Raw genomic sequence first — 13,699 nt, 5'->3', positions numbered from 1 at the left:
TAGATATAAAAAATCCTTTATTTTCAATGTATTTTAGTTAAAAACCCCAAAAAGCGAGAAAAAAACACACTCTATTAAAGATTAGTAACCAAAATAGATACACACTCACACATATGCAACATTAAAAATAAAAAAATCATATTTTATATTAATTAAAAATTACTTAAATAATGAACTAAACCAATAAACCACATCCAGATAACTAAACAACCCACAAAGTAAAATTAATATACTTATCAGCCTCCCTTAATTTCATCAGGTTCCCTAACCATAAATTTGCTCAAAAAGTTAGGGATGTTTGTGTTGTTAAAATATATTTTTCCCTTTTAAACAATGATCTGACTTTCAGTAGTATCAACTAACAAAGTCAGCTGCTATAAAATAGCCCTTTTTTGACCCCAAAGCCGACTCGACATATCAAACTCTTTCCTTGTTTATTGTCATAAATCTATGACCAGCGATGTATATGCTAGCTCACGTTTTAATCAAAGCATGCCTCTGAGCATTACATAATAAGGAGTTAAAAATGAATAAGGTTAATTTAAGTCTAATCGCGTGTGCATTTGTGGGGCTTTTGAGTGCTTGTAGTGGTGATGACGGCAAAGATGGTACAAATGGACAAGCTGGCCAAAATGGTACAGAGGGATCCGCTGGTAAAGACGGGAATACAGGCCTAACGAGCCTCATCGACCAGCAAGCGATTAACATGGGCGATACGCATTGCTTTTTTGGCGGCGTGGCTGTGCACTCTGGGGTGGATTTAAATAGTAACGGCGTACTAAATAACAATGAAATCAATCAAACTAATTATGTGTGTAAGCCTTCTGTGCTTTCTGCCAATGGCGTAAAGCTGCCTTATACGGCAATGAGAAAAGATTTGCAAAACGGTAACGTGGAAGGCAGTGTATTCGAGATCCGTAACGGCGGATATGGTTCAGATATGGTGGCGCACCCAAGCATTAAAAATCAATTTTATGCACTCACAGATCGAGGCCCAAATGCCAGTTTCACGGGCGACTACGGCAAAGGAAAAAAATTCCCAACTCCTGACTATACGCCGCGAATCGGTCTATTCGAATTGACCGCCACTGGTAAGGTAAATAAATTAAAAGAAATCCTTCTCAAAAGGCCCGATGGCACACCCATTAGCGGCCTGCCTAACACTTCCGATCTAGGTGGAACCGGAGAGACGCCATACACAGTTGAAGGCCAACCTGTTTTGGTTGATCAAGCTCAGCCTTTTGATCAAACGCACAACCCAATTAAGTTGGATGATTATGGATTAGACGGCGAAGGGCTTGTGGCTCTGTCGGATGGCAGTTTTTGGGTGAGTGACGAGTACGGTCCGCACATTGTGCACTTTGATAGCGACGGTAAAGAGGTAGGTCGTATCAATGCATTTTCCCATGATAAACGTGCCACCATTAATTTACCGCAAGAATATGCACATCGTCGCGCAAATAGGGGCATGGAAGGCTTAGCGATCACACCTGACGAAACAACGCTTGTAGGGATTATGCAATCAACGCTCTACAACCCGGACAAAACAGTTAAGGCACTCAATATCACTCGCATTGTGACCGTTAACTTGAAAACGAAGCAAATTGGGCAGTTTTTATATAAACAAGAAAAAGCGCAAAACTCCAACTCAGGTATTGTGGCGCTTACGAATACCGAATTTTTAGTTATTGAACGAGATGGTGCATTTTATGAGCAAAACCCAGAAGCCATGAAACGCATTTATAAAATTAACCTCGAAGGAGCAAGCGATCTTGAACAGATAGCTGAAACAACAGACCTTACGCAAGATCCCAACTTAGGTTTATTGATAGCAGGAAAAACGCTCGAGCAAACAGTGCTAGAGTCAGGGTGGGATACACTCTCCGCGCATGCGATCACGCCTGTTAGCAAGTCTCTGGTACTGGATCTCGTGCAAGAAATCGCATATCCCCATGACAAGCTTGAAGGTATGTGGCTAATCGACAACAGTCGCCTAGCCGTACTAAACGATGATGACTTTGCTACATGGGCAACAGGTGGTGTTTTGGAGCAAAAGTACTTAGATGCCGCCAAATCAAAAGTTGACGGCAACACGCTCTACTTATTTGAAAACCTCACACTCGACAAATAACTGTTTGAGCGGCTTCGGCCGCTTTTAACCACAATATAATAAGGAAAGTTATGAATTACCAAGCTACTCTCCCCCTGCTTGCTTTTTGCTTCGCAAACATGGCATGTGCCAACCCAGTTGTCGACTCAAAAGAGTACAAACTCATGTTAGACACGAGCTTATTCACCAAATCAACAGAGTTGTCAGATGTAAATAGCGTATTCATAGAGCTTGCGCCTCTCGCCCGCCAAGCCACCAGCAAAAATACGACTGGTTCAGTATTTTTGGCAAAAACCCGAGCTGTCACTTTTTATGACGTTATCCATGAATGTACTCTCGCAAAACTAGGTTATGTGTTTAGAGAAAGAACAGATCAAGATGGATCTGAGGTCACGTTAAAATACCGTCATACTGACCGCTACTTATCTGCATTTGAAGACTTATCTGCCGACTCTGATGAGGCAAAAACTAAGCTCGAAGCCGACTACAGTATTGCGGCATCAGGAAGCTGGAAGGTCACCTATAGTCATTCTACCAAAACCCCTAACACACGTAATATCAATGAAGTAAAAGATATCAACCACCACTTTTTGGGATTTAACCAAGTATATCAGCTTCCAAACTCTCTACCTCTGCAAGCAGTGTCTGGTATAGCAATCTCTGAATATGTTTACGAAGGCATTGTAATTGACTTGGGTAAACAAAATGCTGAATTTGCACTGACACTTTGGTACACCTCACAACAATCAAACACCCCTTTAATAGCCGAATTATCATTTAAGTATCAAGATAATCAAGGTGATTACAGTCACAAGGTTGTATCGCGTGCTGCCAATTTATTTGACAAGCTGGCCAGTGAGCACAGTGCGGTTAACCCCCTTAGCCTGACTAAAACTCAGTTTGTTTATCAGTATCAATCCAATTTTTGTGCTGAAGGCTAAACAATTTACCTTCCTCCAACTGTGCTCTATGTAGTGATTAACAAAATTAAAAAACACCACAACAACAATAAAGGTAAATAATTTAACCCCAATCATTGAAAGGGAATTTATTATTAACCATACTGTAAACACGCTTAGTAAAATAAGAAATGGTGAAATAAAGCTCACGCTAAAGGCTTTATGCAATTAGCGTGATTTTATGTTGAATATCTAATTATTAATTCAACGCAAAGCCATATAACCGTCATAAACACATTTAACAATACTAATTTACAGCGTTTTATTATTGTTAATTTGAAAAGATTAATATCACAATCAAGGAAATCAATTATGCACGTTTCTCTTTTGAAAACTTCAGTGTTTTCTGTGGCTATATTGTTCAACTCAATAGCCAGCGCCGATGTAACCACTAGAGGTCATGCTTTGACCAGTACCATCTGGAATACCAACAACATTCATGTCTGCTGGGAAAACCTCAATGACTCAACCGCAGCAGATAGAGCATCAGTACAGGAAGCTGTCGAAAACTCTTGGGAAGCCAATTCAAATTTAAACTTTTTTGGTTGGAATGAATGTGAAAGAAACTCAGACGGTATCAGGATTGAAGTGACCGATAACGCAGAACTAGGGCCGCATGTAGACGGATTAGGCACCAGAATACGTGGGCGTCAAAATGGCATGAGTTTAAACTTCACATATGAGAATTGGGGTCAAAACTGTCAATTCTCCCGCAGGTGGTGCAATGAAGTTATCGCTGTACATGAATTTGGTCATGCCCTTGGGTTTGCTCATGAACAAAATAGACAAGACACACCAGATACATGCGATGAGCCTGCACAAGGTGCAAATGGCGATATCGATATCGGTCGCTGGGACTTGAGCTCTGTCATGAATTATTGCAACCCACAATATAATGGCAACGGCCAACTAAGTGATACGGATATTTTGATGGTACGCACATTTTACGGTCCTGAAGTACAAACTAGCGTATTGTTAGATAACGAACGCTATTCCGTATACGTTGGCAGTAACCTGACTATTAACGCTGCCTATTCAATAGAAGATATCGTAGATTCAACCTCTTGGTTGTGGTCTCTAGGAGATGGAACTAGTTCTAACTCACAGAATTCTGTTACTCATAAATATACCAATAAAGGACGTTACAATATGACGGTGTCTGTATCTGACTCAGAAGGGTATTCTGCGGATAAAAGTGCTGAGGTGTATGTTTATGGTTTCGAGGTGTTGCTGCCAGCGATCAATGTGATGATGCTTTGATTTTATAGCAAGTTGTGATGCAGTTATAATTGAAAAGTTATCGCTGCATCACGACGCACGCCAAAAATTAATCGAGTCAAAGACCGCGCATTTCTTGTTTTTAAAGTAAATACGTAACTACAAATAAGTCACAACCGAAATGAACGAGCAATATGCCTTCTGTTCATTCCTTAAAAAATTATAAAAATTTATTCACTCACAAACCTAACAATTAAAACTATGGAGAGACTATGAAATTTGTTTTTTTATCTACCGCACTTGCTTCGCTTCTTTCTTTTAATGCAGTTGCCGAATGTGCTGGAGTAAGTTGTACGGATGTCAAAATCACAAGAATTGTTACTTTAGCTAAAGGCGGTGTATCAATAAGTACTTCCGGCGACGAGTCAAAGCTATCATGCGAGGCCGGAAGCTCTGGTTATATAAAATTACGACCTGAAGATTCAAATTATAACGCCGTGTATTCACTGCTATTAACAGCCCATACTACAGGCCACCCTATTTGGATAAGAACATCAGAAAGTGGTGAGTGCTCACTCGTCTATGCGGTATCTGATAAATAAGCTTTAGCCAATGGAACCAATCACTATAGTATAAGGATATACCTAAGGCTTGGTTCTTTTTATTATCTACCGGACAGATTTTAATCTTATAAACATACTCTGATAACTACCTTGCTAATGAGTAATGACCTCTCCATCTTAAGCTCCAAAATAATTGCCAAGGTTAAATTCATTTACATAGTGGGTTCATCAGTATTAACCAAACAGTTGTTTACCACTCTTGCTTAAATCCTTAAAAACATATAGATAACTTAAGACAAAGTGATACTCTATAGAGAGAAAAAACAGAGCGTCAACCTCACCCTATAAAACACACTTTTTTGCGCTAATTTTATCTAAGTATTGAATTAGCTAAAACGCTAAATATTTTGTAATTAAAAATAATTAAGAAAGTTATATGAAAAACGATGTAATAATAAGACAAGCCAATGACGATGATAGGGCTTTTATTTTTGAGCTTTCACCTTCTTTAGCTGAGGTTGCCAAATTAGATTGGCATACTGACGAAGCGATTCAAAAAATGCAAGATGATTACATTACACAAATGCTCTCAAAGACATCGGTTCCAAATATCACTTTAGTTGCTGAGGTTAACAATATACCTCAAGGTTTTGTACATGTGCGAACGCACCAAGATGGCATTACAGGCGAAACATGCGGTACCGTTCCACTGCTCGCTGTATCTCCTAATTCTCAAGGGCTGGGTCTTGGGAAGCTATTAATGGCCAGTGCCGAAGAATGGGCCAAAAGCCAAGGGTGTCGCTTATTACACCTCGAAGTATTTGCCAATAACCTAAAAGCCAACCAGTTTTATGAAAATTTAGGTTTTAAGCCAGAAATGTTACATATGATTAAAAGCATATAAGGTCGTTCTCTACACCTAAGTTTTAGGCAATGTTGTAATCGTTGATAAGACCTAAAAAAAGTATTACGGGCTGCATTTACACTTAATTTGACTAAGACTAAGAACAAATGAAAATGACCAAAAAAGTACTCTTTTCATACTAAACAAGTGGAATAAACGGTGTAAAAAGCCGTTATTTCTCTGTTTCAACATTTTACATACACAATCTCCACAGATAATATCTAAATATAAGTACAGATTTGATTAAAAATATCAAAGATGATACCTAAGTAACGAAACCTTTAGGGTAAAATTGCTCCACAAAGACAATTATAGCTACAGTAAAAAACCAACCAAAGAATAAATTTAAATAGTTAAAAAACTTTAATAAAATAAACTTCTAACATATTAAATCGGTAGAGCTTCACATATGAAGCGCAATAATAAAACACAAAGGAAACTTAAAATGGAACGTAGAAAGTTTATAGGCGGTGCTTTAACAGGTGCTGCTGTGCTTGGTTCATTAAAACTACAAGCTGCAACTTCCCCTACAACTGCAACTCCAACGCATAAAAAAGTCATCGATATAAAGGATTATGGTGCAAAAGGAGATGGTTCTTTAGAAGCAGATGCGGTGCAAAGAGCATTTACTGAGGCTGAGGGAGGCTGTATCGAAATCACTCCCGGCACTTATGCGCTAGAAAAAGAGGTATTTATAAAGTCAAATACGCTTGTGTTGGGGAAAGGTGGAATCATAAAGTTAGGTGGTAATGCAGCTACACTGCGTTTACATCAAGAAACAGATATCACTCTAGTTGGTGTAATTATTGACGGAAATGGTTCGAAGTGGAAAAGTAATCAACAATACACTTTACCTATCCACGATTGTTCAAATATCACAATACGTGATTGTCATATTTATGATGGCATTAACTCGGGTATTGGTGTGGGTCCAGGTATCAACCCGAGCAAAAACATCAAGATCATCAACAACCACATTCGCAAAATAGGTTATAAAGAACATGACCTTATGAGTTTTGCATATGGAAATGGTATAGCGATAACACATGGAGAAGACGTACTGATTGAAGGCAACCTCGTCCATGATATTTATCAGGTCGGCTGTATCAATTTAGAAGGCACAGCACTGAAAAATATCACAGTTAGTAATAATATTTGTCATACAACCACAGGTAAAGCCGCAGGTATCAAGTGTTATGCGGGCGGCGAAGACGTATCCGCTAAAAATGTGCATATCATCAATAACCATTTATATAATATTGGCGACTCAGCGGCGGACTCTGTAGAACCAACTATTTGGATTGAAGCTGGCCACGGGGTGATTGTTGACGGTAATTATATCTCGGATTGTCCGGGGACAGGTGCAGCTGGTCGCATCCAAGTTTCAACAGATTCAGTTTCAAGAGTGACCAATAATACCATCAGAGACTGTGATGGTGGCGCTATCTTTATCAACTCTGCTGAGGACATTCTTGTTGAAGGCAATGTAGTCAATTGTACGGCGCAAACAACGCTATCTGGTTACAATGTTCCACTGTATGTCGAATCCATTTCAAGTGGCGAAGGCAGCGTTAGAGTGGTGGGTAATGTAATCAGAGATGCACCTTATGAAAGCATTATTTTTAACGCACGATCTAGTGGTACGTTAACAGGGAACACTATTATTAGACCTAACCGTAAAAAAGCTAGTTTCTCCTATTCCATTGGCTCTCAAATCGGTTTTCAGAACTCCATTGTTGGCAACAATGTCATCGTAGACGATGGCCATTACCAAGGGAACTTCTTCTATAATTTTTCAGGTGCCGGTCATGCTGATATGATTTATAAACCGGATGTATGGAAAGTACCAAATATTGATATTTTCCCCAAGTACGATGTGAACGCTAACCCGCATTTTATTCAATCAGAAATCGCCATTAAACCTAACCCGCCGACGTCTGGATATAATCAAGTTGGTCGTGTCATGTTAACAACCGATCCTGCTAAAAAAGGGTTCGTAGGTTATATGTGTGTACAAGCAGGCACGCCTGGCTTGTGGAGCGCCTATGGTGCAATTATCAATGATCAAAGTTAGGTATAACCTTTGATGTATATATTTTTATAACTGCTTAGGTACAGACAATAACTGGAGGTATCAACCTCCGGTTAACTCCTTGGCGGCCATTTGTATGTGTGATACCCACACAGTTAAACATATTAACTTTTTTGAGTGCCTAAGCTAGTGCGACCCCATCTCACTTGCAGTGTCTATAGAGTAACCCTATCAATGTTGTATGCTTCGCTAGTGCCAGTGCTTTAGGCTAGAGCACGGTATATAGATGATTGAAGGAAACTCGGCTTCATAATAGTCCCTAATGTGTCAATATTCTCCCTTGTTAAGAGTTGTATTTGTTTTCAAAATTTATACAGATTGCGCTTGCTAAGTATCACAGCGCTGTGGATACTAGTGACGCATTTGGGATTATTGCTAATAAAGGATAATGCCGTAATCAGCCCACAAAGAGACACTCGCCGCCAACGCTCAACCATGCCATAACGGTCTGTGTTTCATGGTATGCGAAAAGTCTATCCCAACCGTTAAGTGCACAAGGAGGCATTGGTGAATTGTTTAGTTGTTTTAGCCCACCCACTGGAAAACAGTTTATGTAAACACTTGGCCGAAAAAGCAATCAACCGCTTAGAGTCCAAAGGCTACACCGTCACTGTTAAGGATCTCTATCAAGAAAAGTTTGATCCTGTGTTGACCAAAGGAGAGCGAGAGAGCTATTACCAAAGCCAATTTGATCAATCACAAATCGAGTTAGATATTGCTCAGCTAAAACAAGCTGAGTCGTTGGTTTTGATTTTCCCCACCTGGTGGTTTAGTTTCCCCGCAATTTTGAAAGGCTGGTTTGACCGCATATGGGCACCAGGACATGCTTACGAACATGCTTCCAATTATGGACCGATAAAACAATCTCTGAACAATCTCAAGGAAATGACTGTTATCACTACCCTTGGCTCGCCTTGGTGGGTGGACTTTTTTATCTTAAGAAAGCCGGTAAAAAAAGTTCTGAAAATTGCATTGCTTGGAGCCTGTGCCAAAAACTGTAAGTTCAAAATGTTGTCACTGTACAAAAGCGAAAGCCTTACGGAAGCGAAAATAGCCAAGTTTGTAGAGAAAATAGAAACCAGATTATAAATTGCACAAAATTTAGCTATTATCTGAAATGCGTTACTCTTGGCTCCAAAAAAACTTTCTTTTAAATTCAGCCACCTGAATATGTCTGTTTCCTGCAAAATAGCTAGGTGAAAAAAAGGTATTTAGATGTCTTCTATAAAAATAACAACTCAAAACTTCATTCTTCGCCCTTTTGAAAAGAAAGATTTGATGAAATTTACGAGCTACCGGGCATTAGGATCAGTGGCTAGATACCAAAATTGGGCAGATTACACGTATCAAGACGCCATTAAGCTATTTGAAAGTATGGATTACGCCACTTTTGGCTCTGCCGGAAAATGGTATCAATTGGCTATTTCAGATAAGGGAACTGATACCTTGTTAGGAGATCTCGCTATTCACTTCATTGATGCTGAGCAAGTAGAAATTGGTTTTACTGTCGCACCTGAATTTCAAGGTAAAAACGTTGCGACAGAAGCGCTCTCAGGCCTAATAAACTATGTATTCGGCTGTTTAGGTAAACACAGAATCATTGCAACGACCGATGCAAGAAATAAAGCTTCTTACAAGTTACTAGAAAAGGTGGGCTTTCGCCGAGAGGGCCACTTTATAAAAAATGTTTTCTTTAAAGGTGCGTGGAGTGATGAATACCAATATGCGTTACTGCGTTCAGAATCAAATATTATATGACACAGCATTGGAGAAAGGTCACAGACAAATAATCCATGCACAATTTGCATGCAGATTAAATTTACTTAGCTGTTAAATCGCTAATGCTTTATAAGGAGTTTCAATTAGAGGGAAATACACACGCGACAGCCCTTAATATGAGTAAGTTTTAACTTGACCTGCCAGATTTGATTATTAGGGTTAAATCACACCTGATAGTGAATGGCAGCAGTGTGCCAAAAGCGGTCATTGGGTAGATATCAATCAATGATTCTGATTTCATTAATTTCAGCACCAAAATTATGCTGCCTTAACCAGTTTAATCAGCACAATTGGTTACTTTCTTAATCACCACTCAATCTCATGAACTGCTATTTTTTAGACAAATGACAAATGTCATGTTTTTTTCATGACATTACTCCATTACTTACATCTAGCGTTTTTTCAATAATACCCACATCAATAAAGCGCTAGGGGCTAATATGCATCACTCACTATCTATTGTTTTAATCTTAATCACCACTATTTTGTCAGGCTGTACCAACTTTATCTGTCAGCAAGAAATAAGAGAAGTCAAAGATTTTGACAGTATTGTTGTTGGTGGACTTGCTGATGTCTTTATCACTCAATCCGATCATCAACAAATCAAAGTATTTGCCCGTGGCATACCTATAACAGATGTAATCACACACATTGAAAATGGCACCTTAACCGTGACCACCCAAGGCTACCACAGTGGTGAGTCGGTAAAAGTTTACGTGTCATACAAAAAATTAAAAAACATTAAAACCTCAGGTTCTGCCACATTAACAGGCGAAAACCAATTGATCGCAGACCAAATCTCTATTGAGACCACAGGATCCGGCGATATCACAAGCTTATCCTTAACTGCCAAACAACTCAGTGTACAAATTAACGACACTGCTAACGCTAATCTTGTCGTTCAGGTAGAAAACTCAAACATAGAAATGAATGACGCTGGTGACCTTGATATCCGTGGAGTGGCAAAACACCAGCAACTGCGTTCGAACGGCTCCAGAGGTACTTTGAACAACACCAAATTAAAATTTAATTAAGACCAATAGCCGGAGAAAAGTTATGAAAAAGTTCTTTGCATATCTGTTAGTATTTTTAATTATTTCTGGTTTAGCGTTGGTGCTAGCGTATAAACACGACCTGTACACTTGGGAAAAACCGCAACAAAATATGTGGATACAAGGCGGCACTTTATTTGACGCCACCTCTGAATTTGCAACAAGCAACCCGGGAATATTAGTAACTGATGGTAAAATCGCTTGTCTTGGAGAAAGTTGTAATGTTACGGAAAAAACTTTGATAATTGACGCCACGGGAAAGTCAATTATGCCTGGTCTAATTGATTTGCATGGCCACTTCTTTGGGGGGAAAGAGCAATCCAAACATGACAACATGCTAAATACAATTTGGGCTCAACTTCGCTTTTTACCCAGTGTTAGACAAGACCTAATCCAAGCTGGCGTAACCAGTTATCGCTCGCTAGGAGACATAGCGCCAGCCATCTTTGATTTAAAAAAATCATTGTCTCAAGATAAATTAGCTGGTCCTCGATTATTTGTCGCGGGCCCAATTTTTACCGTTGCAGGTGGTCACCCCACTCAACGTAAAGACATGCCAGCCTGGGTACTAAAACAAATGACTTTTCAGTCAGATTCACCAGAGCAGATCACGACACAAATCGAACAGTTAATGTCACAAGGGATTGATGGTATTAAGGTTGTTTATCAAGGTCACACCGACAGCGTTAATGATATTGAAATGCCTCGAATGTCTCGGGAAACACTGGCTACTATCACCTCGCTTGCAGAAAAGAATGGCCTCTGGGTCGCGGCGCACACTGGTGGTCAAAACGAAACAATCGAAGCAATTAACACTGGGGTGACAAGTGTTGAACACGGTATTCGACATGGAAACATCATTCGCCAAGAAACTCTTGATGCTGTTACAAACAATCAAGTGACTTATGTTCCCACGCTCGCCCGAGAGCCAAAGGGTCACTTAAACATCCCACACTTGGCACAATCTGATGTCATGTTAGGAGTTGGCACTGACTCACCGGTAAAAGTACATGGTCAATACAGTTATCATATGGAATTAAAACGTTTAGTTGATGCTGGTTTAAGTGATACTCAAGCCGTTATCGCCGCGACAAGAAATGGCGCAATTGCCCTTAAAAAGTCAAAGCAACTTGGAACCATTGAACAGGGAAAACTTGCCGATATCCTCATAATAAATGGCTATCCGTGGGACAATATTAGTGATATAGAGAAAATCGACACCGTCATAATAAACGGTCGTATCGGGTATTCCGTTAACTAAGCTGACAAAGACAGACTTGTCGTTCTTGATTACATTAGCGGATTACAAAGACACCAGAACCATAAAACCTTCAATTTGCAACAAACGATTCACCACAAGCAACTACCACCGTGAGAGGACTTAAGCCTCTCACCTTACATTATTCTTATACTTTTTAAGCTTATTTTTTGGCAACTTGTACTATTTTCGGTTGCGGTGTCGAAACGGTTATTATGGGATTGGGCTGCACCTATTACTATTTGTTTTATCGACTATCCTGGGCCGCTCACATCTGCCTGTAAGGTAAAGTCTAAGCCTGTTCACCTAAATTGTAAGAGCAGGTATGAGCCACTACACTTGTTACGTCTTTACAACGCTATGCTACGCCTGCTCACTCCCAGATTTCCTAGAAAGCTCAATCTCCCTTAACTCGGAATCAAAACCAGTCTCAAAATGCCACTTGAAGCTTTCACGTATTTCATCTCGAAGCTGCTGTTGCTTCACCGCTGAGTTATCTTTATTTGCCTCAATGTGCTCTGCAAGGTTATCAATCGTCGTCTTTCCGGTATCGTCATTCACCTTAATCCACTGCTGCCAAACATCAGCTCTGTCAGATGCATCAACATCACGCAATAACTGTGCAGCGTCATTAAGAAAATCAGCACCGTGGGTTTTATGCAAAGCTAAAATATCCGCCATCATGCTCTGGCGCTGTTCATCAGAGTCCGTATTATAGGCGTAATAAAGCTTAACAAGGTGCTTGTCCTCACTATCTTGGTTTTTACTCGCATGATAAAAAGACGTAAATTCCAGTTTGTCCGATTGCGCCCCAAACAGCTCAAAGAGTGCGTCTGTCTGCTCACTCGGTTCATTAAGTAGATTAATAAAAGCACCTTTGTCATGCTTAGAAGAGAGTGCGGCCATATCGAGTATGCCGCGAGTAGCTAGGTAGCTGCGCCCCTCTATGTTTTGGCCCAGCATAGTTAATTCATCTGTAGTTAGCTGCTGTGCAGCTTCAGTTAAACGCTTAACCATTTGTGCACCAACTTGGTCATCGGTCACAAAACCTTCTGTGGGGTGTTCATAATCAGGCTTATACAACCGCTTATTCTCAGTTGTGCCCCACATAGTCCCCGGCGGATAGCGCTTGTTCACTGACCTTTCAAGTAACTCTTGCTCACCAATATCAAGTAATTGCTTGGTCAAACCAAGCGTTGTTTTAAGTTTGTCATCAGATAACGCCGCCAATCCATGTACGTAGTCAATAATTTGCTCTGGCATATAATTTTGATTTAGCACTTGGTCTTTATGAAGTGAAAACGCGCTATCAATTACCGTTTCGATTTGTTGCGTTGTAAGCTTATCAGTGAGATCTAAAAATGATTCATCAACAGGTATATAACGCAATTTATCTTGGTGTTCCATAGACACGCTCTCAAATACTGCCATAAACGCATTGACCTGTGCTGGTGAGTTGAGTTTGCTATAACCAATAAGCTCCCCATCTCCATTGACTTTAGCAGCCCCGATGAGATCAGCCGAATTCGCAAGACGTTTAGATGTGCTCAGCAGTGGATGCATTTTTTTTGACTCTGGCGAGAGCGAAACCTTATCAAGGCTTGCCGCCCCCTCATTTGAAGGCCGCCAAGATTGCTTGGGAGTATGCGCGAGTGAATAAACAGCCATCTGGCTGTTCGAAGTTACTTTCATAATTATCCTTATAATCCAGTCATTCCTTGGTATCGGCAGGCAAGCTCAGAGCTTAAGATTGGTAACAAGATT

The 13,699-nt window shown here is 40.0% G+C and carries 11 protein-coding genes; 10 read left to right on the top strand and 1 reads right to left on the bottom strand.

The annotated features are described in order from the left end of the window. Positions 1 to 526 precede the first annotated feature (526 nt). The 10 genes from MHN81_RS09020 (at position 527) to MHN81_RS08975 (ending at position 11,938) form a co-directional block, all read left to right on the top strand. Positions 527 to 2,131, top strand: a complete 1,605-nt coding sequence (locus MHN81_RS09020) for an esterase-like activity of phytase family protein (protein ID WP_239425573.1) — start codon at positions 527 to 529, stop codon at positions 2,129 to 2,131. Positions 2,132 to 2,181: 50 nt separating this feature from the next. Then, positions 2,182 to 3,051, top strand: a complete 870-nt coding sequence (locus MHN81_RS09015; protein WP_239425572.1) for a hypothetical protein — start codon at positions 2,182 to 2,184, stop codon at positions 3,049 to 3,051. Positions 3,052 to 3,381: 330 nt separating this feature from the next. Beyond that, a complete protein-coding gene (locus MHN81_RS09010) occupies positions 3,382 to 4,329 on the top strand; it encodes a M57 family metalloprotease (RefSeq protein WP_023402030.1) in 948 nt (315 codons plus the stop codon). A 230-nt stretch (positions 4,330 to 4,559) separates the two neighbouring features. Then, positions 4,560 to 4,889 (top strand): hypothetical protein, encoded by a 330-nt coding sequence (locus MHN81_RS09005; protein ID WP_023402029.1) that lies wholly within the window; start codon positions 4,560 to 4,562, stop codon positions 4,887 to 4,889. Positions 4,890 to 5,286: 397 nt separating this feature from the next. Continuing rightward, positions 5,287 to 5,754 carry a GNAT family N-acetyltransferase gene (locus tag MHN81_RS09000; RefSeq protein ID WP_023402028.1) on the top strand — a complete coding sequence of 156 codons (468 nt, stop codon included), beginning with the start codon at positions 5,287 to 5,289 and terminating at the stop codon, positions 5,752 to 5,754. A 445-nt stretch (positions 5,755 to 6,199) separates the two neighbouring features. Then, positions 6,200 to 7,828: a right-handed parallel beta-helix repeat-containing protein gene (locus MHN81_RS08995; protein WP_239425571.1), complete on the top strand. Its 1,629-nt coding sequence runs from the start codon at positions 6,200 to 6,202 to the stop codon at positions 7,826 to 7,828. 525 nt (positions 7,829 to 8,353) lie between these two features. Beyond that, positions 8,354 to 8,935, top strand: a complete 582-nt coding sequence (locus MHN81_RS08990; protein WP_239425570.1) for an NAD(P)H-dependent oxidoreductase — start codon at positions 8,354 to 8,356, stop codon at positions 8,933 to 8,935. A 126-nt stretch (positions 8,936 to 9,061) separates the two neighbouring features. Further along, positions 9,062 to 9,604 carry a GNAT family protein gene (locus MHN81_RS08985; protein ID WP_239425569.1) on the top strand — a complete coding sequence of 181 codons (543 nt, stop codon included), beginning with the start codon at positions 9,062 to 9,064 and terminating at the stop codon, positions 9,602 to 9,604. Between the two features lie 461 nt (positions 9,605 to 10,065). Further along, entirely contained in the window at positions 10,066 to 10,659 is a 594-nt protein-coding gene (locus MHN81_RS08980; protein WP_023402024.1) for a DUF2807 domain-containing protein, read from the top strand. A 22-nt stretch (positions 10,660 to 10,681) separates the two neighbouring features. After that, positions 10,682 to 11,938, top strand: coding sequence for an amidohydrolase family protein (locus tag MHN81_RS08975; protein ID WP_023402023.1), 1,257 nt, complete (start codon positions 10,682 to 10,684; stop codon positions 11,936 to 11,938). Between the two features lie 360 nt (positions 11,939 to 12,298). Here MHN81_RS08975 and MHN81_RS08970 read toward each other — a convergent pair whose 3' ends face one another. Beyond that, positions 12,299 to 13,627 (bottom strand): hypothetical protein, encoded by a 1,329-nt coding sequence (locus MHN81_RS08970; protein ID WP_023402022.1) that lies wholly within the window; start codon positions 13,625 to 13,627, stop codon positions 12,299 to 12,301. Positions 13,628 to 13,699 lie beyond the last annotated feature (72 nt).

Source organism: Pseudoalteromonas sp. Of7M-16 (assembly GCF_022347805.1).
In the GTDB taxonomy this organism is placed as follows: domain Bacteria; phylum Pseudomonadota; class Gammaproteobacteria; order Enterobacterales; family Alteromonadaceae; genus Pseudoalteromonas; species Pseudoalteromonas luteoviolacea_F.
Note: the sequence above shows the minus strand (reverse complement) of the source record. Positions and strands in the feature narration are given on the sequence as shown.

Bases quoted from the DNA above. Each gene is read 5' to 3' on its own strand.
- MHN81_RS09020 (WP_239425573.1), top strand. From the start codon at position 527: ATGAATAAGGTTAATTTAAGTCTAATCGCGTGTGCATTTGTGGGGCTT.
- MHN81_RS09015 (WP_239425572.1), top strand. From the start codon at position 2,182: ATGAATTACCAAGCTACTCTCCCCCTGCTTGCTTTTTGCTTCGCAAAC.
- MHN81_RS09010 (WP_023402030.1), top strand. From the start codon at position 3,382: ATGCACGTTTCTCTTTTGAAAACTTCAGTGTTTTCTGTGGCTATATTG.
- MHN81_RS09005 (WP_023402029.1), top strand. From the start codon at position 4,560: ATGAAATTTGTTTTTTTATCTACCGCACTTGCTTCGCTTCTTTCTTTT.
- MHN81_RS09000 (WP_023402028.1), top strand. From the start codon at position 5,287: ATGAAAAACGATGTAATAATAAGACAAGCCAATGACGATGATAGGGCT.
- MHN81_RS08995 (WP_239425571.1), top strand. From the start codon at position 6,200: ATGGAACGTAGAAAGTTTATAGGCGGTGCTTTAACAGGTGCTGCTGTG.
- MHN81_RS08985 (WP_239425569.1), top strand. From the start codon at position 9,062: ATGTCTTCTATAAAAATAACAACTCAAAACTTCATTCTTCGCCCTTTT.
- MHN81_RS08980 (WP_023402024.1), top strand. From the start codon at position 10,066: ATGCATCACTCACTATCTATTGTTTTAATCTTAATCACCACTATTTTG.
- MHN81_RS08975 (WP_023402023.1), top strand. From the start codon at position 10,682: ATGAAAAAGTTCTTTGCATATCTGTTAGTATTTTTAATTATTTCTGGT.
- MHN81_RS08970 (WP_023402022.1), bottom strand. From the start codon at position 13,627: ATGAAAGTAACTTCGAACAGCCAGATGGCTGTTTATTCACTCGCGCAT.